Genomic DNA, 16,570 nt, shown 5'->3' on the forward strand with positions numbered 1-16,570 from the left:
TCGTCGTGCTTCCGCCTCCGCCGCCCCCCATCGGCATCTTCGTCCTGCCGACGCCGGCCTTAGTGACCTTGCAGGCCTGGGTGAACCCACCGAGGGACATCTACCCGCCGCCGAACGACGTCATCTTCAACAACATCCACAACACCACGATCATCAACAACACGACGATCAACGAGAACAACAATCAAGGCGGCGGCCTCACCACCGGCCAGAAGCTGACCGCCGGCGCCGTGGGCTTGGGTGCGGCCGCGCTGGCGACCAAGGTGGCGCTGCCGGCTGTCCTGCAGAAGAAGGAAGCCACGCTCGCCAAGCAGAACCCCGGCGGCCTGCCAGTGAAGCCAGGGCGGGGCAGCCGGCAGCCAGGCGGTTCCACGCCGCTGTCGAAGACATTGCCTGCCGACAGGCTGACAGGTCATGCCTTGCCCGGCGCCGACGGCAAGACGCTCCCGCTCGTCAATGGCAGGCCGGTGCTGAATGGACAGAATCTGCCCAACCCGAACCTGCCAAACAACAAATCCAGGAAGCTCTTGAACAAGCAGGGCACGGCAGGTGGAAACGCCGTGACCGGCAACGCTGTGGTGAATGGACAGAACCTGCCCAACAACCCGAACCTGCCCAACAGCAAGTCCAGGAAGCTCTTGAACAAGCCGGGCACGGCGGGTGGAAACGCCGTAGCCGGCAACCCTGCGGTTAATGGGCAAAACCGGGCCAATGGGCAGGGCCAGAACAGTACTGGCCAGAACGAAACAGGCAAGAATGGCAAGTTCCGCAGGGCCCCGGGTGCCAATGGCACGCCTGTGGCGAATGGGACGAACAACCCCTCGGCACTCAAGGGCCAGAATTCAGGCCAGACCTCGCCCAACGGCAAGTTCAGGAAGCTTCACAATCAGGGCGGTGGCCAGACGAATGGCCAGGCCAATGGGGCCCAGGTCGATGGCAGCGGTCCCAAATTCCACAGGCTGCCCGCCAATGGAAGCGGTGGTGGCGACGTCCAGCAGAAATTCAAGGTTAACAATGGCAATCCGCAGCTGAAGGTGCAGGGTCAGCCCAAGCCGCAGAGGCCGGAGTTCCACGCCCAGCCGAAGCAGCAGATGCAAGAGATGCGCCGGCAGCCGCAAGCGCAGCCAAGGCCGCCGAAGCAGCAGATGCAAGAGGTGCACCGGCAGCCGCAAGCGCAGCCAAGGCCGCAGCAGCCGCCAGCTGTCAAGAAGCCGTCTTGCGGGCACCCTAATGAGCCTGCTTGCAAGCAATAGTGCATATCGTCCAGAGGGGGCCCGGCTTGGATCGCGACAGGCATAAGACAAGGCTCGAAACGCCTCGCTGGTCGCGTTGTGTGAGATGACACGGGCTGTGCCGGGCTGGCAGCAAACATGGCGAGGCCACGGCGGCAACCCGCGAACAGATCACATCTGCGTGGTAGGCCGCTGCCAAGATTGCGCAGTGCCCCGGCTCGCTGTTACCCAATCAGTGCAGGGGGTCAAAAAAGGAGTGAGCATAATGAGGATTGCAAGCGTTCTGACGTCTGTCGCCCTGGCAGGGTTCATTGCGACGGGAGCCGCCGCGGCGGCGACGAAAGCGGCGACCACGACGGCGCCGGCCACCACTACGACGGCGCCCATGAAGAAGGCTGCGCCTGCCATGACGCCGCAGCAAACGGCGATTTCGAAGCAATGTTCCGCGCTTGCGGATACCAAGAAGCTGCACGGAAAGGTGCGCGCGAAGTTCCGGGCCGACTGCAAGAAGAACGGCGGCAAAGCCAGCTGATCTTCGGCTGTCCGCGGCGTGTTATGCTGCCAGCTGCCCTGCTTGGAGAGGCTGGCAGCAATTCTGGAGGTGAAGCGGTTCTCTGTCCTGGACCACTTCAAACCTGAACCACTTCAAAAGCCGCAGAAGAGGCGATAGTACCGGAACAAGCCGGGCCTCAAACCCGGGTGCCGCCCACCGTCATCTGGTTCATGCGCAGATGCGGCTGACCGACGCCGACCGGAACCCCCTGGCCAGCCTTGCCGCACATGCCGATGCCATTGTCGAGCTGCATGTCGTTGCCGACCATCGAAACGCGATGCATGGCATCGGGCCCGTTGCCGATCAGCATCGCGCCCTTGATCGGCTGCGTCACCTTGCCGTTCTCGATCATGTAGGCCTCGGTGCAGCCGAACACGAACTTGCCTGAAGTGATGTCGACCTGACCGCCGCCGAAGGAGACCGCGTAGATGCCGTTCTTGACCGATGCGATGATCTCGTCCGGCTCCATGTCGCCTGCCGTCATGTAGGTGTTGGTCATGCGCGGCATCGGCTGGTGCGCATAGCCTTCGCGCCGGCCGTTGCCGGTGGCCTTCATGCCCATCAGCCGTGCGTTCTGCCGGTCCTGCATGTAGCCGACCAGCTTGCCGTCCTCGATCAGCACGTTGCGGGCCGACGGCGTGCCTTCGTCGTCGACGGTGAGCGAACCGCGCCGCTCGGGGATGGTGCCGTCGTCGACCACGGTGACGCCCTTGGCGGCGACCTGCTGTCCCATCAGGCCGGCGAAGGCCGAGGTTTTCTTGCGATTGAAATCGCCTTCCAGCCCGTGCCCGACAGCCTCATGCAGCATGACGCCCGGCCAGCCGCTGGACAGCACGATGTCGAACGTGCCGGCCGGGGCAGGAACCGCCGCGAGATTGACCAGAGCCTGCCGGAGCGCCTCCCTGGCGGCATGCTTCCAACTGTCCTCGATCAGGAAATCGCCAAAGGCCTTGCGCCCACCCATGCCGTAGGAGCCGCTTTCCTGGCGGTCGCCATCTCCGACCACGACGGAGACGTTGATACGGACCAGAGGCCTGATATCGCGAACCATCTGGCCGTCGGCGCGCACGATCTCGACATGCTGCCAGGACGCGGCGAGCGAGGCGGTCACCTGGCGCACGCGCGGATCCTCCGCGCGCAGCCAGGCGTCGATTTCCTGCAGCAGCTTTGCCTTGGCCTCGAAGGAGGGTGAGGGGATCGGGTTCTCGTCGCCGTAGAGATGGCGATTGGTGCGGGCGGGCGCGGCGGCAAGTGTCCCGGAGTAGCCACCCTTGACGGTCGAGACGGCATCGGCCGCGCGCAGCAGCGAGGCCTCGGACAGATCGCTCGAATGGGCATAGCCGCTGGCTTCGCTGGCGACGGCGCGAAGACCAAACCCCTGATCCGTATTGAAGTTGGCGGTCTTGAGCCGGCCATTGTCGAACATCAGCGCTTCGCTTTCGCTGTATTCGAGGAAAAGCTCGCCGTCGTCGGCGCCATTGATGGTGTCGGCGACGATCTGCTTGATGCGATCATCTGAAATGTCAAATTGGCCGATCAGGCTGTTCATGGCGTCCATCCGTGGAAAGAATTGTTTCCACGATGTAGGCGCGAAGATGCGCCTGCACAATCTGCAATGAAGATCGGGCTCGACGAATGGCAGCGGCCAGCCGACACAAGTCCGGCTTCGTTGCGGCAAAATCGCGTCAGGATCGGGCTTTGCGCCAGGGGCGGAATCAGGGCAGCGCCGCGAAGCCTTCGGCAAAACCCTTCAGGTCGACGGGAATGCCGATGCCTTCTTCTGGCGTCTGGAAGACGATGAACGTTGCCGACGTGCCGGTCTTCAGCGTGTCGAGCAGCGGCTTTTCGAGGATGACCTCGGCATAGCATCCATCCTGGAAACAGCGCACGAAATAGGCGCGGCCAATGTCCTTGCCGTCGACATTGAGGCCGAGCCCGTTGGGCAACAGCACGCCGAGCGGCGCCAGCACGCGCAGAATCTCGGCCTTGTTGTCGGCGGTGCGCAGCACGACGACCGACAGCCCCATCTCCGGACGGTCCTCGGCAACGACGTTCTGCATCATCACGCATTGTTCCGAGGTGGCGCCGGCGGGCGTGTCGCAGATGATCGACCAGGCGCCATGCGTCGAGCGCACCGTGCCGCTCGGCTGGGCGGCATTGGCCTGACCGGCCACGAACAGACCGGCCGCGGACAGGGCGGCAACAAGCATGGCCTTGACCAAAGGGCTCGAAAGCCCCGGTCTCGTATGCCCCAGTCTTGTGTGCCCCAGTCTTGGGTGCCCAAGTCTTGAAAGCCAAGAGTTCATGACGGCTCCATTGCGAATCACGGCACTTTAAGCCGCGCCAATGCCAAGTAAAGGACGAGACCGCGGCCGAACTGTCCCGATACAGGCAATAGAGCGCTTTTTCCTGCCAAATTCGCCTGAATTACGACGCTTCGCGCGCCCGGCCGGCATGAGGCAGCGGCCTGCCGGACATACGCGATTCGCCGCCATTGCCGCCGCCCCGGAAGAGCCGTGCCGGCTTGCGCGCAAAAATGCCGCACAGTTTCCTCCGCTCCTTTCTTGCGGAGGGAAAAAGAGTATGGTTTGAACCACCTTGAGACTGTCCGGGATTCCCGTCCCGGCATTGTTCGTTATTCTTGCGGGCACAGCCGTGAGAGACTGGGAGACGAAGAGGGCGATGAGAAAATTCCTAGCAAGCACCGGTGCTGCTGCCACGTTCCTCGCCTGCGGATCCGCTCATGCGGACCAGCCCAAGGCGTGGGAGACGGGCTTCCAGGCGCCTGCGACCGACATGATGCGGCAGATCGAGTGGTTTGGAAACTACACGATGTGGTTCATCATCCCGATCACCGTCCTGGTGCTGTTCCTCCTTATCTATTGCATCGTGAAATTCCGCGCGAGCGTGAACCCGATTCCGTCCAAGACCAGCCATAACACGCTGATCGAGGTCATCTGGACCGTCGGCCCCGTCGTGGTCCTGCTTTGTCTCGCCATTCCCTCGTTTCAGCTTCTGACCGCGCAGTATACGCCGCCGGAGGAGGCCAAGCTGACCGTGAAGGCGACCGGCAACCAGTGGAACTGGGACTACGAATATCAGACCGACAACACGCTCGCCTTCAATTCGGCCATCCTCCAGGACGGCGACCGCGCCAAAGCCGGCAAGGAAGACCGCACGGTTTATCCGCGTCTGCTCGCCGTCGACAATGAACTGGTGGTGCCGGTCAACACGATGACCCGCGTGCTCGTCACCGCGACCGACGTGATCCATTCCTTTGCCATGCCTTCCTTCGGCATCAAGATCGACGCCATTCCCGGTCGCACCAACGAGACCTGGTTCAAGGCGGAGAAGGAAGGCCTCTATTATGGCCAGTGCTCGCAGCTCTGCGGCAAGGATCACGCCTTCATGCCGATCGCCATTCGTGTCGTCTCGGACGCGCAGTTCAAGACCTGGCTGGCTGCGGCCAAGACCGATCTGCCCGGCGCCAACAAGACGCTGATGGCCGAGGTCGATGGCCACAACAAGGTAGCGGCCGCCGGCAATTGATGCCGCGGCCAGGAAAGATCAGGGAACGGAGCGGAACATGGCAGACGCTGCAGCTCACGACGGGCACGACCACAAGCCTTATCACGGTTGGGTGCGCTGGGTTTATTCGACCAACCACAAGGACATCGGTACGCTCTACCTGATCTTCGCGATCATAGCCGGCATCATCGGTGGCGCACTGTCGGTTGCCATCCGCATGGAACTGCAGGAGCCGGGCATCCAGATCTTCAGCGGTCTTGCGCAGATGGTCTACGGCATGAACGGTGACGCGGCGATCGATGGCGGCAAGAGCATGTACAACGCCTTTGCCACCGCGCATGCGCTGATCATGATCTTCTTCATGGTCATGCCGGCGCTGATCGGCGGTTTCGCCAACTGGATGGTGCCGATCATGATCGGTGCTCCCGACATGGCGTTCCCGCGCATGAACAACATCTCTTTCTGGCTGCTGCCGCCTGCCTTCATCCTGCTGCTCACCTCGATGTTCATGCCGAGCGCGCCGGGCGCCTACGGCGTCGGCGGCGGCTGGACGCTCTATCCGCCGCTTTCGACCTCGGGCCAGCCTGGACCGGCGATGGATCTGGCGATCCTGTCGATCCACATCGCCGGCGCGTCCTCGATTCTCGGTGCCATCAACTTCATCACCACCATCTTCAATATGCGCGCTCCCGGCATGACGCTGCACAAGATGCCGCTGTTTGCATGGTCGGTGCTGGTCACTGCCTTCCTGCTCCTGCTGTCCCTGCCGGTTCTGGCCGGCGGCATCACCATGCTGCTCACCGACCGCAATTTCGGCACCACCTTCTTCGCTCCCGATGGTGGCGGCGATCCGATCCTGTTCCAGCACCTGTTCTGGTTCTTCGGCCATCCGGAAGTGTACATCCTGATCCTGCCGGGTTTCGGCATCATCAGCCATATCGTGTCGACCTTCTCGAGGAAGCCGGTGTTCGGTTATCTCGGCATGGCTTACGCCATGGTCGCGATCGGCGCCGTCGGCTTCATCGTCTGGGCGCACCACATGTACACGACCGGCCTGTCGCTCGACACGCAGCGCTACTTCGTCTTTGCCACCATGGTTATCGCGGTGCCCACAGGCGTGAAGATCTTTTCCTGGATCGCGACGATGTGGGGTGGGTCGATCTCGTTCAAGCCGCCGATGCTGTGGGCGCTGGGCTTCATCTTCCTGTTCACCATTGGTGGCGTCACCGGCGTGCAACTGGCCAATGCAGGCCTCGACCGCTCGCTGCATGACACCTATTTCGTCATCGCCCACTTCCACTACGTGCTGTCGCTGGGCGCGGTGTTCGCCATCTTCGCCGGCTGGTACTACTGGTTCCCGAAGATGACCGGCTACATGTACTCGCCGGTCATCGCCAACACCCATTTCTGGGTGATGTTCGTCGGCGTGAACCTGATCTTCTTCCCGCAGCACTTCCTCGGCCTCGCCGGCATGCCGCGCCGCACCATCGACTATCCGGACGCGTTTGCGGGCTGGAATATGGTGTCGTCCTACGGTTCGTACATTTCGGCCGTCGGTGTCGCGATCTTCCTCTATGGCGTGTTCGAAGCCTTCCAGAAGAAGCGGATCGCCGGTGCCAACCCATGGGGTGAGGGTGCCACCACGCTCGAATGGCAGCTGCCTTCGCCGCCGCCGTTCCACCAGTGGGAGCAGCTGCCGAAGATCAAGTAAGGCGGCAGTCTCGGAATCGAAACCGCCGGTTAACCGGCGGTTTCGGCCAAACGGATGGAATTGAGTACGCATGGCCCTAGTCGACGAAACCAGCATTGACGAAGCGGGCTTCCGCATGTCGGAAGCCACGGCGGGCGATTTCTTCGCCCTGCTGAAGCCGCGCGTCATGTCGCTGGTGGTGTTCACCGCCTTTGTCGGGTTGGTCGCGGCGCCCGTGACCATCAACCCGCTGCTTGCGGTGATCGCCATCCTGTCGATCGCCATCGGTGCCGGCGCCTCGGGCGCGCTCAACATGTGGTACGACGCCGACATCGACGCGGTGATGACCAGGACGGCCAGCCGTCCGGTGCCGTCCGGCCGCATCCAGCCACACGAGGCGCTGAGCTTCGGTCTGGTGCTGTCGGTGCTGTCGGTGATGACGCTCGGCGTGCTGGTCAACTGGCTCTCGGCGGCGCTGCTGGCCTTCACCATCTTCTTCTATGCTGTCGTCTACACGATGTGGCTGAAGCGCTGGACACCGCAGAATATCGTCATCGGCGGCGCGGCCGGTGCGATCCCGCCGGTCATCGGCTGGGCCGCCGTGACCGGGTCGGTCAGCCTCGAAAGCATCATCCTGTTCCTGATCATCTTCCTGTGGACGCCGCCGCATTTCTGGGCGCTCGCCCTGTTCAAGTCCGAGGACTATGGGCGCGCCGGCATCCCGATGATGCCGAACGTCGCCGGCCATGCATCGACCCGCCGTCAGATTTTCGCCTACGCATTGGTGCTGGCCCCGGTCGGTGTGCTGCCGTGGCTGCTCGGCTATACGACAGCGATCTATGGCGTGGCCGCGCTGCTGCTGGGCGCAGGCTTTGTCTGGTATGCCTGGAAAGTGCTTGGCATGCCCGACAGCGATCGCGCGATGAAGCCGGCCAAGGCGTTGTTCGCCTATTCGCTGCTCTATCTCTTCGCCATTTTCGCCGTCTATCTCGCCGACAGCGTCATCGGGCGTGTACTCGCGGCTGGTGGAGCATGAGCATGGCCGAAGACAAGCTCGAAACGGTCACCTTGACCGAGCGTCAGAAAAAGGCTCAGCGCAGCCGTTCCATCGCCATCGGCGTGGCGCTCGCGGTGCTGGTCGTCATTTTCTACATCGCGACGATCGTGAAGTTCGGCCACAATCTGTCGGGCACGATGTGATGAGCATCGAGTTGCCCAAAAAGACGGCCGGGAAAAACAGCAACCGCATTGTCGCGGCTGTCTGCCTAGCCTTCTTCATCGGCATGATCGGCATGGCCTATGCGGCCGTGCCGCTCTACAAGATGTTCTGCCAGGCGACTGGTTATGGCGGCACGACGCAACGGGTCGAGAAACAGTATGCCGGCCGCGTGCTCGACCGCGAGATCACAGTCCGCTTCGACGCCAATATCGCCGGCGTGCCCTGGGAGTTCCAGCCGGTCCAGCGCTCGATGACCATGAAGATCGGCGAGACGGTACAGGCGCATTATCGGGCGACCAACAAGTTCGACCGCCCCGTCACCGGCCGCGCCACCTTCAACGTGCAGCCGGAACTGGCAGGGCCCTATTTCAACAAGGTCGAGTGCTTCTGCTTCACTGATACGTCACTGAAGCCAGGCGAGACGCTTGACATGCCGGTCCTGTTCTACGTGGACCCCGATATCGTGAATGTGCCGGAACTGAAGGACGTGAAGACGATCACTCTGTCCTATACGATGTTCCCGGTCGAGAAGAACAAGCCGGTCGCCTCCTCGGGGCCGGCCCAGGGCAATAGCAACACAATTTCAAATACCGAAGGAAATCTCGGGGGTTGATATGGCAGACGCACACGCAAAACCACACCACGACTACCATCTCGTCGACCCGAGCCCGTGGCCTTTCCTGGGATCGGTCGGCGCGCTGGTCACCGCTTTCGGTGGTGTCTGCCTTATGGAGTACCTGAAGGGCGGCTCCTTCCCGATCTTCGGCTTCAACATCGCAAATCCGTGGCTGTTCTTCATCGGCATCGTGATCGTGCTCTACACCATGTTCGCCTGGTGGTCGGACACGATCAAGGAAGCGCATGAGGGCCATCACACGCGCGTCGTGTCGCTGCACCTGCGCTACGGCATGATCATGTTCATCGCTTCGGAGGTGATGTTCTTCGTCGCCTGGTTCTGGGCCTATTTCGATGCCAGCCTTTTTGCCGGTGAGGCACAGAACTACGCGCGCCACACGTTTACCGGTGGTGTCTGGCCGCCGAAGGGCATGGAGGTTCTCGATCCCTTCCATCTGCCGCTCTACAACACCGTCATCCTGCTGCTGTCGGGCACCACGGTCACCTGGGCGCACCATTCGCTGCTTCACGGCGACCGCAAGGGGTTGATCAACGGTCTGGTGCTGACCGTCGGCCTCGGCATGCTCTTCACCATGGTGCAGGCCTACGAGTACATGCACGCTCCGTTCGGCTTCAAGGATTCCATCTACGGCGCCACCTTCTTCATGGCGACCGGCTTCCATGGGTTCCATGTCATCATCGGCACCATTTTCCTGCTGGTCTGCCTGATCCGGGCAATGAGGGGCGACTTCACCCCCAAGCAGCATTTCGGCTTCGAAGCGGCCGCCTGGTACTGGCACTTCGTCGACGTGGTCTGGCTGTTCCTGTTCGCCTCGATCTACGTCTGGGGATCGGTCGGCGCGGTGATCGAAGGCCACTGATCCAGGCCTGAGGATTTAGATTTCGGGAAGGCGGCCGCGGCGACGTGGCCGCCTTCTCTTTTTCGGCGCAATGTTTCGGCTGGTGGGGGTGGCTGCTTCAATTGGTCGACTGGACCGACGGCTGCATTGCCGTTAGGGATTCCGACATGGACGAAATCTGGGCGATGGTGGCCGATGGGACACCAATCGAGATCGAGAAGTAACCATGGGTGACGATAAGGCGATCTGGCCTCCGATCGATCCGATTTCGGCCGGCCTGCACGGCCGCTGTCCCCGCTGCGGCGAAGGGCGGCTGTTTTCGGGCTTCCTCACCGTCGGAAAACGCTGCGCCAATTGCGGCCTCGACTATTCCTATGCTGACGCCGGCGACGGGCCCGCGGTCTTCGTCATCCTGATCATCGGCTTCATCATCGTCGGCTTGGCGCTTTGGGTCGAAGTGACGCTGAGCCCGCCGCTCTGGCTACATCTGCTTATCTGGATCCCACTAGCCCTGGTGCTGTGCCTGACTGCGCTCCGATTGATCAAGGGCGTCCTGCTCACCCTGCAATATGCCAACAAGGCGGCCGAAGGCCGGCTGGACCGCGGCGAATGAGCGAGGCATCCGTCAAAGTCGGTAGCCGTTCGCGGCCGCGATCGGCATTGCTGCTCGGCCTTGGCCTTGCGCTGCTGCTCATCCTGCTGGCGCTCGGCACCTGGCAGGTGCAGCGCCTGCACTGGAAGGAAGGCCTTCTGCAGACCATCGACCAGCGCACCCACTCCGCGCCGCTGCCGCTGGCCGATGTCGAGAAGGAATTCGCCTCGACCGGCGACGTCGACTACACGCCGGTGACGGTTTCCGGCACTTTCCTGCATTCCGGCGAACGGCATTTCTACACGACCTGGGAAGGCGACGCCGGCTTCAACGTCTACACCCCGCTCGCCCTCGACGATGGCCGCTTCGTCCTGGTCAATCGCGGCTTCGTACCCTACGACCTCAAGGACGCCGCCAAGCGCGCCCAGGGACAGGTGACGGGCAGGGTCACCATCACCGGGCTCGCCCGCAATCCGCTGCCGGGAAAGCCCTCGATGATGCTTCCCGACAATGACGTGGCGAAGAACATTTTTTACTGGAAGGATCGGGACGTGATGGCGGCGAGCGCCGGTCTGCTGGCCGGGTTCAAGCTGGTGCCGATCTTCATCGATGCCGACAAGACGCCGAATCCCGGCGGCCTGCCGATCGGCGGCGTTACCATCATCGATCTGCCGAACAGCCATCTGCAATATGCTGTCACCTGGTATGGGCTTGCTGCCGCGCTCGCCGTCGTGCTCGTCCTGCGGCTTCGCCGACCCGCGAAAGAGGACTGAACGCGAGCGACGCCCCTTTCTGCCGATGCTCTTGACAGGGCAGGGGTAGGCACCTCATTTCGGCGCTGACGAACCGGTCAGGATTTTATGCTTCAGACAATCGCCAAACCTCCTCTGACGATCCGGCTCTGCCAGCCGCGCGGTTTCTGCGCCGGCGTTGACCGCGCCATCCAGATTGTCGTGCTGGCGCTGAAGAAATATGGCGCGCCGGTCTATGTCCGCCACGAGATCGTGCACAACCGCTATGTCGTCGAGGGGCTGCAGAGCCTTGGCGCCGTCTTCATCGAGGAGCTTTCCGAGATCCCGGCCGAACACCGGCAGTCGCCGGTCGTCTTCTCCGCGCATGGCGTGCCGAAATCGGTGCCGGCGGATGCCCAGGCGCGCAATCTGTTCTATCTCGACGCCACCTGTCCGCTGGTCTCGAAAGTGCACAAGCAGGCGATGCGCCATCAGCGGCTTGGCCGCCACGTGCTGTTGATCGGCCATGCCGGACATCCCGAGGTGATCGGCACCATGGGACAGTTGCCGGAGGGCGCGGTAACGCTGATCGAGACCGAGGCCGATGCCGCCGGGCTTGAGCCCGCCGATCCGCACGCGCTCGGCTTCGTCACCCAGACCACCCTGTCGGTCGAGGACACCGCCGGCATCATCCGCGCCCTGCAGGACCGTTTTCCAGACCTGCAGGCGCCGGCGGCGGAATCGATCTGCTATGCCACCACCAACCGCCAGGAGGCGGTGAAGGAAACAGCGGCCGGCGCCGATCTCTATCTGATCGTCGGCGCCCCCAATTCCTCCAATTCGCGTCGCCTTGTCGAAGTGGCGGAGCGTGCCGGCGCTTCGATGTCGCTTCTCGTGCAGCGCGCCGCCGAAATTCCGTGGAATGACATCGGCAACATTTCGACGCTCGGCCTGTCGGCAGGGGCATCGGCGCCGGAGATCATCGTCGACGAGATCATCGACGCGTTCCGCCAGCGTTTCGATGTCACGATCGACTTGGCCATCACGGCCACAGAAACAGAGGATTTTCCGGTCATGCGGGTATTGCGCGATGTCGAACTGACGCCGGCCGACATGGCCTTCGTCAACGGGGCCGCGTAAGGCACATGGCGGTCTATACCGACGTTGCGGAGGGCGAACTCGGCGCTTTCCTGAAGCGCTACCCGGTCGGCTATCTCCTGTCCTACAAGGGCATCGCCGAAGGTACGGAAAACTCCAACTTCCTGCTGCACACCTCCAGCGGTTCCTACATCCTGACGCTCTACGAGAAACGCGTCGAGAAGGCGGATCTGCCGTTCTTCCTTGGGCTGATGGGTCACCTCGCCAACAAGGGGGTGTCCTGTCCGCTGCCGGTGACCGCGCATGACGGCAGCGTCATCGGCACGCTGGCCGCCCGTCCGGCCGTCATCATCACGTTCCTGGAAGGGCTTTCGCTGCGCCGGCCGATGGCAACGCACTGCGCCGAAGTCGGCAAGGCGCTGGCCGCCCTGCACCTTGCCGGTGCTGATTTTCCGATGACCCGCCCCAACGCTCTCGCCATAGACGGCTGGCGCAAGCTGTGGGACGCGTCCCGCGACCGGGCCGACGAAGTCGAGCCGGGACTGGCGGCCGAGGTCGATGCCGACTTCGCCGATTTCGAGCGCAACTGGCCGAGAGACCTCCCTAAAGGCATCATCCATGCCGATCTTTTCCCCGATAATGTCTTTTTCCTGGGCGAAAAGCTCTCCGGCCTCATCGACTTCTATTTCGCCTGCGACGACCTTTACGCCTATGACGTCGCCACCTGCCTCAACGCCTGGTGCTTCGAGAAGGACTTTTCCTTCAATCTCACCAAGGGCAAGGCACTGCTCGAGAGCTACCAGAGCGTGCGGCCCCTGAGCGCCGAGGAGAAGGCGGCGCTGCCGATGCTGGCACGCGGTTCGGCGCTGCGCTTCATGCTGACCCGCCTCTATGACTGGCTGACCGTTCCAGACGGCGGGCTGGTGATGAAGCGCGATCCGACGGAATATATCCGCAGGATGCGGTTCCATCGGGCGATCAAATCTCCTTCGGAATATGGATTGGCATGAGCAAACAGGTTGAGATCTTCACCGACGGCGCCTGCTCGGGCAATCCTGGCCCCGGCGGCTGGGGCGCCATCCTGCGCTTCAACGGCACCACCAAGGAGCTCTCCGGCGGCGAGGCCGAGACGACCAACAACCGCATGGAATTGCTGGCGGCCATCTCTGCCCTGAACGCGCTCAAGGAGCCTTGCACCGTCGAGCTTCATACCGACAGCAAATATGTCATGGACGGCATTTCCAAGTGGATCCATGGCTGGAAGAAGAACGGCTGGAGGACCGCCGACAAGAAACCGGTCAAGAACGGTGAGCTGTGGCAGGCGCTGGACGAAGCCAACAGACGCCACAAGGTCACCTGGAACTGGGTCAGGGGCCATGCCGGCCACGCCGAGAACGAGCGCGCCGACGAATTGGCAAGGGAAGGCATGGCGCCGTTCAAGAAGGGCTCCTTCAAGCCAGCGGTTTCAGCGCCAAAGCCGGATGTCCAGGCAAAACAGCCGCCGACGACGAAGGCACGTCGCTCGACGCAGAGTTACTGAGTTCCAGCCTTGGGGCTTCCGATCGACGGGAAGCCCTCTGCCACGCCGACCCTTGCTGCTTGCGCTGAGCGGCAAGCAGATAAGCCGCGACAGGGATCAGCCGCCTGGCGGCGGCAACCACTTCGCCTTCGATATCGCCACGCCTCGCGTTCTCCACGGGTGGTGGCCGATCGACAGGTTGGAGCAGTTCTAAGTCCTCAGCGGATCAGCAGCGCGGTGCCCCAAAGTCCAAGAGCGAACACCGTGTGCGAGACCAGGTTGAGCGCCCGGATCTGCATCGGGTTGGGCCGCTTCGATGCTGCCCATCCGGCGCCCATGCCGGGCGCCAGCAGGAACCAGCCGGCGCCGACGGTGACGACGCCAAGAATGAAGGCTGGCAGAAAAGTCGGCGCGGTAAGCCAGCCTGCTCCAGCCACGACGACCAGGATGATGCCGTAGACAATGCCGACGAAGTAGTGAAAGGCCCAGCCCAGTGCCACTTCATGTGCATAGGGCGCCGCATCGCCGATATCGTCGTGAAAGACCTTGTCGCCGAGGTGCCGGACCCAGCGGCCGACCGGTCCCCAGTTCGGCCGTGGCTGGCCGAACGCCTTGTGGAGGAAGAGCGCCCAGAGATCCATCAGCACGGTGGCGCCGATGCCGATCGCGACAGCGCGCCAGAAGATGTCAAACATCGTTGGATCCCTGAAAACCGGCAGTTCTGGAGCGCAAGCGGTTGTCGGGCGAGGAGCGGCCATTGCGGCCTCGCCCGATGCGACCCTTGAAGCTCAGAGCTGTCCGAGAATATGAGCCGCTCCGGATTCGTCGACGCCCGGCTTGGTCTCGACATTGAGCGCGGTGACCTTGCCGTCGTCGATGATCATCGAAAACCGCTTCGAGCGCAGCCCCATGCCGCCGGCCGAAAGGTCGTTGTCGAGGCCGACCGCCTTGGCGAAATCGCCATTGCCGTCGGCGAGGAACAGGATCTTGCCTTCACCGCCGGTGAAGCGCGCCCAGGCGCCCATGACATGGACGTCGTTGACCGAAACGACGGCGATCGTGTCGACGCCACGCGCCAGGATGGCGTCATGGTTTTCGAGATAGCCGGGCAAATGGTTGTTGCTGCAGGTCGGCGTGAAGGCTCCGGGAACGCCGAACAAGACCACCTTTTTTCCCGGAAAAATCTCGGCCGAGGTGATCGCCCTGGCGCCGTCGGCGGTCATCGTCTTGAAGGTCGCTTCGGGCAGCTTGTCGCCGACGGAAATGGTCATGAGTTCCTCGCTTGGGGATGGGAAGGGATGCGTGCTTGCGTAGCGAACTCAGCGGCTTCCTGCAACCGCAGCATCAAGGGAAAGGTAGCAGTCCTTCGACGGCCCCCGCGGAACTCGTCAGCGTATAGTGCAGGCCGCCATCCGTCGGCGTCGTCGACGGGCGGTCGAGGATCGGAACGGTGAAGATCAGCTTGCCGTCCTTTTCCCGGCGGGAAGGAGCGCCGAACATGTAATTCCGCTCGCCGGCGACGAAGAAATCCGCCGCCGCGGGGTCACCGGGAAAGCTCGCCTCGACAACCAGCGTCTCGTGATCGCCCGGCAGCACATTGATGCCGAACTCAGGCTTTGCCGGCGCCGGCAAAGCCGCGAAACTCGCCTTCACCAATGCCGCGTCGTCCGCATTGTCCGGATCGGAAGCCGGGTCGACGGTCAGCTTTGTCTGCACCGGGATACAGATCGTTTCACAAATGCCGAGAAAGATGTCGGCGTCGATGACGGCCGGTTGGCTCGGCGTCGCCAGCGTGAATGTGACAGGCAGTGAGACCGGATAGTTGTAGCCGGCCCATTTGCCATAACCGTCGTCGTGGCGTTGGGGTGCCGGAAACGCAAGTGTGGCATCGGCAATGTTGGTGCTGGCCGAGATATCGAGCTGCGGTGGCACGCCGGCGTCGCCCGGGTCGCGCCAGTATGTCTTCCAGCCGGGCTTGAGCGCTATGTCGAGAACACCCTGGATACGGCCGGCATCGTCCGGCTTGCCGCTCGTCACCAGCCGCACCTTGCCGCCCTCGCTGTTGTACCAGGCGGACGAGGAGGCGGAGGCGGGGACGACGGTCGCCGAACCGATGGCGGCGCCGAGCAGCAGGATTTTCATGCTTTGCATGGCAGTGATTTGATCGTCCGTTCGTGGCCGTGCAATGATTTCATGGCTCTGCCGATATCATATTTGCGTGACCTTCAGGGACAAGCCATTGCCGGCCTCGCAACATGGGCTTTGGTCGAATCCGGCGCTGCGCATCTTTTCGGCGCCCGGGAAACACGTTACCCTCCCGTCATGGATTTGTTGCGCCACAAGAAGACAACCGCTGGCCGCGGCTTTCTCGACGATCAGTTCCTGATTGCCATGCCCGGCATGAAAGACGACCGTTTTACGCGGTCGGTCATTTATATCTGCGCGCACAGCGATGAAGGCGCGATGGGCCTGATCATCAACCAGACCCAGCAGATGCTGTTTCCGGATCTGTTGGTGCAACTCGGCATTATGAACGAGCAGGAGGCGATCCGCTTGCCGGCGCAAGCGCGCGATTTCGTCGTCCGCAATGGCGGCCCTGTCGATCGCAGCCGGGGCTTCGTGCTGCATTCGGGCGACTACCGCGTGGAATCGTCGCTGACCGTTTCCGACGACGTCTGCCTGACCGCGACCGTCGATATATTGCGCGCCATCTCGTCCGGCCGCGGGCCCCGTCACGCGCTGATGGCGCTGGGTTATTCGGGCTGGGGCGCCGGCCAGCTGGAAACCGAGATCGCCGAGAATGGCTGGCTGACCTGCCCGGCCAGTCCCGAGCTTCTGTTTGATGCCGACATCGAGCGCAAATACGATCGGATACTTGCCTCGATCGGCATCGATCTCGCCCATCTCAGCCTCGCTGCCGGACACGCCTGAGC

18 protein-coding genes and 2 pseudogenes are annotated in these 16,570 nt (G+C 62.7%); 15 read left to right on the forward strand and 5 right to left on the reverse strand.

What is annotated here, in order from left to right; all coding sequences use genetic code 11:
* Both FJ938_RS10370 and FJ938_RS29870 read left to right on the forward strand, forming a co-directional pair.
* Nucleotides 1-1,253: pseudogene (locus FJ938_RS10370) on the forward strand (peptidase C14 caspase catalytic subunit p20); the annotation flags it as partial.
* Nucleotides 1,254-1,617: 364 nt separating this feature from the next.
* Entirely contained in the window at nucleotides 1,618-1,764 is a 147-nt protein-coding gene (locus FJ938_RS29870; protein WP_226890577.1) for a hypothetical protein, read from the forward strand.
* 157 nt (nucleotides 1,765-1,921) lie between these two features.
* On the opposite strand, the gene tldD is transcribed toward FJ938_RS29870, so the two are convergent.
* Together tldD and FJ938_RS10385 are read right to left on the reverse strand one after the other, a co-directional pair.
* Nucleotides 1,922-3,334, reverse strand: coding sequence for a metalloprotease TldD (tldD, locus tag FJ938_RS10380; protein ID WP_140693383.1), 1,413 nt, complete (start codon nucleotides 3,332-3,334; stop codon nucleotides 1,922-1,924).
* A gap of 166 nt (nucleotides 3,335-3,500) precedes the next feature.
* Nucleotides 3,501-4,091: an invasion associated locus B family protein gene (locus FJ938_RS10385; protein ID WP_140610082.1), complete on the reverse strand. Its 591-nt coding sequence runs from the start codon at nucleotides 4,089-4,091 to the stop codon at nucleotides 3,501-3,503.
* Between the two features lie 376 nt (nucleotides 4,092-4,467).
* On the opposite strand from FJ938_RS10385, the gene coxB reads away from it, so the two are divergent.
* The 12 genes and pseudogenes from coxB to rnhA all read left to right on the forward strand — a co-directional run bounded on the left by coxB (nucleotide 4,468) and on the right by rnhA (nucleotide 13,658).
* Nucleotides 4,468-5,334 (forward strand): cytochrome c oxidase subunit II, encoded by an 867-nt coding sequence (gene coxB, locus FJ938_RS10390; RefSeq protein WP_140693385.1) that lies wholly within the window; start codon nucleotides 4,468-4,470, stop codon nucleotides 5,332-5,334.
* Between the two features lie 37 nt (nucleotides 5,335-5,371).
* Nucleotides 5,372-7,024 carry a cytochrome c oxidase subunit I gene (ctaD, locus tag FJ938_RS10395; RefSeq protein WP_140610080.1) on the forward strand — a complete coding sequence of 551 codons (1,653 nt, stop codon included), beginning with the start codon at nucleotides 5,372-5,374 and terminating at the stop codon, nucleotides 7,022-7,024.
* A gap of 70 nt (nucleotides 7,025-7,094) precedes the next feature.
* Nucleotides 7,095-8,039, forward strand: coding sequence for a heme o synthase (locus tag FJ938_RS10400; protein WP_140693387.1), 945 nt, complete (start codon nucleotides 7,095-7,097; stop codon nucleotides 8,037-8,039).
* A 2-nt stretch (nucleotides 8,040-8,041) separates the two neighbouring features.
* Nucleotides 8,042-8,203: a hypothetical protein gene (locus tag FJ938_RS10405; protein WP_140610078.1), complete on the forward strand. Its 162-nt coding sequence runs from the start codon at nucleotides 8,042-8,044 to the stop codon at nucleotides 8,201-8,203.
* Nucleotides 8,203-8,835, forward strand: a complete 633-nt coding sequence (locus tag FJ938_RS10410) for a cytochrome c oxidase assembly protein (protein ID WP_140693389.1) — start codon at nucleotides 8,203-8,205, stop codon at nucleotides 8,833-8,835. The genes FJ938_RS10405 and FJ938_RS10410 overlap by 1 nt, the downstream gene beginning before the upstream one ends.
* A 1-nt stretch (nucleotide 8,836) precedes the next feature.
* Nucleotides 8,837-9,718, forward strand: coding sequence for a cytochrome c oxidase subunit 3 (locus FJ938_RS10415; RefSeq protein ID WP_140693391.1), 882 nt, complete (start codon nucleotides 8,837-8,839; stop codon nucleotides 9,716-9,718).
* Nucleotides 9,719-9,792: 74 nt separating this feature from the next.
* A pseudogene (locus FJ938_RS29400) lies at nucleotides 9,793-9,921 on the forward strand (L,D-transpeptidase family protein); the annotation flags it as partial.
* 2 nt (nucleotides 9,922-9,923) lie between these two features.
* The gene (locus FJ938_RS10420; protein WP_140610075.1) at nucleotides 9,924-10,310 is read left to right on the forward strand and encodes a DUF983 domain-containing protein; all 387 of its coding nucleotides are present in this window, start codon (nucleotides 9,924-9,926) and stop codon (nucleotides 10,308-10,310) included.
* Nucleotides 10,307-11,062 carry an SURF1 family protein gene (locus tag FJ938_RS10425; protein ID WP_181169055.1) on the forward strand — a complete coding sequence of 252 codons (756 nt, stop codon included), beginning with the start codon at nucleotides 10,307-10,309 and terminating at the stop codon, nucleotides 11,060-11,062. Before FJ938_RS10420 ends, FJ938_RS10425 begins: the two co-directional genes overlap by 4 nt.
* Nucleotides 11,063-11,149: 87 nt before the next feature.
* Entirely contained in the window at nucleotides 11,150-12,160 is a 1,011-nt protein-coding gene (ispH, locus tag FJ938_RS10430; protein WP_140693393.1) for a 4-hydroxy-3-methylbut-2-enyl diphosphate reductase, read from the forward strand.
* Nucleotides 12,161-12,165: 5 nt separating this feature from the next.
* The gene (locus tag FJ938_RS10435; protein WP_140693396.1) at nucleotides 12,166-13,128 is read left to right on the forward strand and encodes a homoserine kinase; all 963 of its coding nucleotides are present in this window, start codon (nucleotides 12,166-12,168) and stop codon (nucleotides 13,126-13,128) included.
* Nucleotides 13,125-13,658: a ribonuclease HI gene (gene rnhA / locus FJ938_RS10440; RefSeq protein ID WP_140693398.1), complete on the forward strand. Its 534-nt coding sequence runs from the start codon at nucleotides 13,125-13,127 to the stop codon at nucleotides 13,656-13,658. Before FJ938_RS10435 ends, rnhA begins: the two co-directional genes overlap by 4 nt.
* Nucleotides 13,659-13,855: 197 nt before the next feature.
* Here rnhA and FJ938_RS10445 read toward each other — a convergent pair whose 3' ends face one another.
* The 3 genes from FJ938_RS10445 to FJ938_RS10455 all read right to left on the reverse strand — a co-directional run bounded on the left by FJ938_RS10445 (nucleotide 13,856) and on the right by FJ938_RS10455 (nucleotide 15,788).
* A complete protein-coding gene (locus FJ938_RS10445; RefSeq protein ID WP_140693400.1) occupies nucleotides 13,856-14,332 on the reverse strand; it encodes a DUF2938 domain-containing protein in 477 nt (158 codons plus the stop codon).
* A 93-nt stretch (nucleotides 14,333-14,425) separates the two neighbouring features.
* A complete protein-coding gene (locus FJ938_RS10450; protein ID WP_140693402.1) occupies nucleotides 14,426-14,908 on the reverse strand; it encodes a peroxiredoxin in 483 nt (160 codons plus the stop codon).
* A 73-nt stretch (nucleotides 14,909-14,981) separates the two neighbouring features.
* Nucleotides 14,982-15,788, reverse strand: coding sequence for a protein-disulfide reductase DsbD domain-containing protein (locus tag FJ938_RS10455; RefSeq protein ID WP_140693404.1), 807 nt, complete (start codon nucleotides 15,786-15,788; stop codon nucleotides 14,982-14,984).
* A gap of 171 nt (nucleotides 15,789-15,959) precedes the next feature.
* Between FJ938_RS10455 and FJ938_RS10460 the strand changes: the two genes are divergently transcribed.
* Nucleotides 15,960-16,568: a YqgE/AlgH family protein gene (locus FJ938_RS10460; protein ID WP_140693406.1), complete on the forward strand. Its 609-nt coding sequence runs from the start codon at nucleotides 15,960-15,962 to the stop codon at nucleotides 16,566-16,568.
* Nucleotides 16,569-16,570 lie beyond the last annotated feature (2 nt).

Origin of the sequence: Mesorhizobium sp. B2-4-14 (assembly GCF_006442155.1) — a bacterium.
In the GTDB taxonomy this organism is placed as follows: Bacteria; Pseudomonadota; Alphaproteobacteria; order Rhizobiales; family Rhizobiaceae; genus Mesorhizobium.

What these genes read in the sequence shown, in the direction of transcription:
- FJ938_RS29870 (WP_226890577.1), top strand. Translation starts at nt 1,618, where the DNA reads ATGAAGAAGGCTGCGCCTGCCATGACGCCGCAGCAAACGGCGATTTCG.
- FJ938_RS10435 (WP_140693396.1), top strand. Translation starts at nt 12,166, where the DNA reads ATGGCGGTCTATACCGACGTTGCGGAGGGCGAACTCGGCGCTTTCCTG.
- FJ938_RS10400 (WP_140693387.1), top strand. Translation starts at nt 7,095, where the DNA reads ATGGCCCTAGTCGACGAAACCAGCATTGACGAAGCGGGCTTCCGCATG.
- FJ938_RS10425 (WP_181169055.1), top strand. Translation starts at nt 10,307, where the DNA reads ATGAGCGAGGCATCCGTCAAAGTCGGTAGCCGTTCGCGGCCGCGATCG.
- FJ938_RS10410 (WP_140693389.1), top strand. Translation starts at nt 8,203, where the DNA reads ATGAGCATCGAGTTGCCCAAAAAGACGGCCGGGAAAAACAGCAACCGC.
- coxB (WP_140693385.1), top strand. Translation starts at nt 4,468, where the DNA reads ATGAGAAAATTCCTAGCAAGCACCGGTGCTGCTGCCACGTTCCTCGCC.
- FJ938_RS10405 (WP_140610078.1), top strand. Translation starts at nt 8,042, where the DNA reads ATGGCCGAAGACAAGCTCGAAACGGTCACCTTGACCGAGCGTCAGAAA.
- ctaD (WP_140610080.1), top strand. Translation starts at nt 5,372, where the DNA reads ATGGCAGACGCTGCAGCTCACGACGGGCACGACCACAAGCCTTATCAC.
- rnhA (WP_140693398.1), top strand. Translation starts at nt 13,125, where the DNA reads ATGAGCAAACAGGTTGAGATCTTCACCGACGGCGCCTGCTCGGGCAAT.
- FJ938_RS10445 (WP_140693400.1), bottom strand. Translation starts at nt 14,332, where the DNA reads ATGTTTGACATCTTCTGGCGCGCTGTCGCGATCGGCATCGGCGCCACC.
- FJ938_RS10420 (WP_140610075.1), top strand. Translation starts at nt 9,924, where the DNA reads ATGGGTGACGATAAGGCGATCTGGCCTCCGATCGATCCGATTTCGGCC.
- FJ938_RS10385 (WP_140610082.1), bottom strand. Translation starts at nt 4,091, where the DNA reads ATGAACTCTTGGCTTTCAAGACTTGGGCACCCAAGACTGGGGCACACA.
- FJ938_RS10415 (WP_140693391.1), top strand. Translation starts at nt 8,837, where the DNA reads ATGGCAGACGCACACGCAAAACCACACCACGACTACCATCTCGTCGAC.
- ispH (WP_140693393.1), top strand. Translation starts at nt 11,150, where the DNA reads ATGCTTCAGACAATCGCCAAACCTCCTCTGACGATCCGGCTCTGCCAG.
- tldD (WP_140693383.1), bottom strand. Translation starts at nt 3,334, where the DNA reads ATGAACAGCCTGATCGGCCAATTTGACATTTCAGATGATCGCATCAAG.
- FJ938_RS10460 (WP_140693406.1), top strand. Translation starts at nt 15,960, where the DNA reads ATGGATTTGTTGCGCCACAAGAAGACAACCGCTGGCCGCGGCTTTCTC.
- FJ938_RS10455 (WP_140693404.1), bottom strand. Translation starts at nt 15,788, where the DNA reads ATGCAAAGCATGAAAATCCTGCTGCTCGGCGCCGCCATCGGTTCGGCG.
- FJ938_RS10450 (WP_140693402.1), bottom strand. Translation starts at nt 14,908, where the DNA reads ATGACCATTTCCGTCGGCGACAAGCTGCCCGAAGCGACCTTCAAGACG.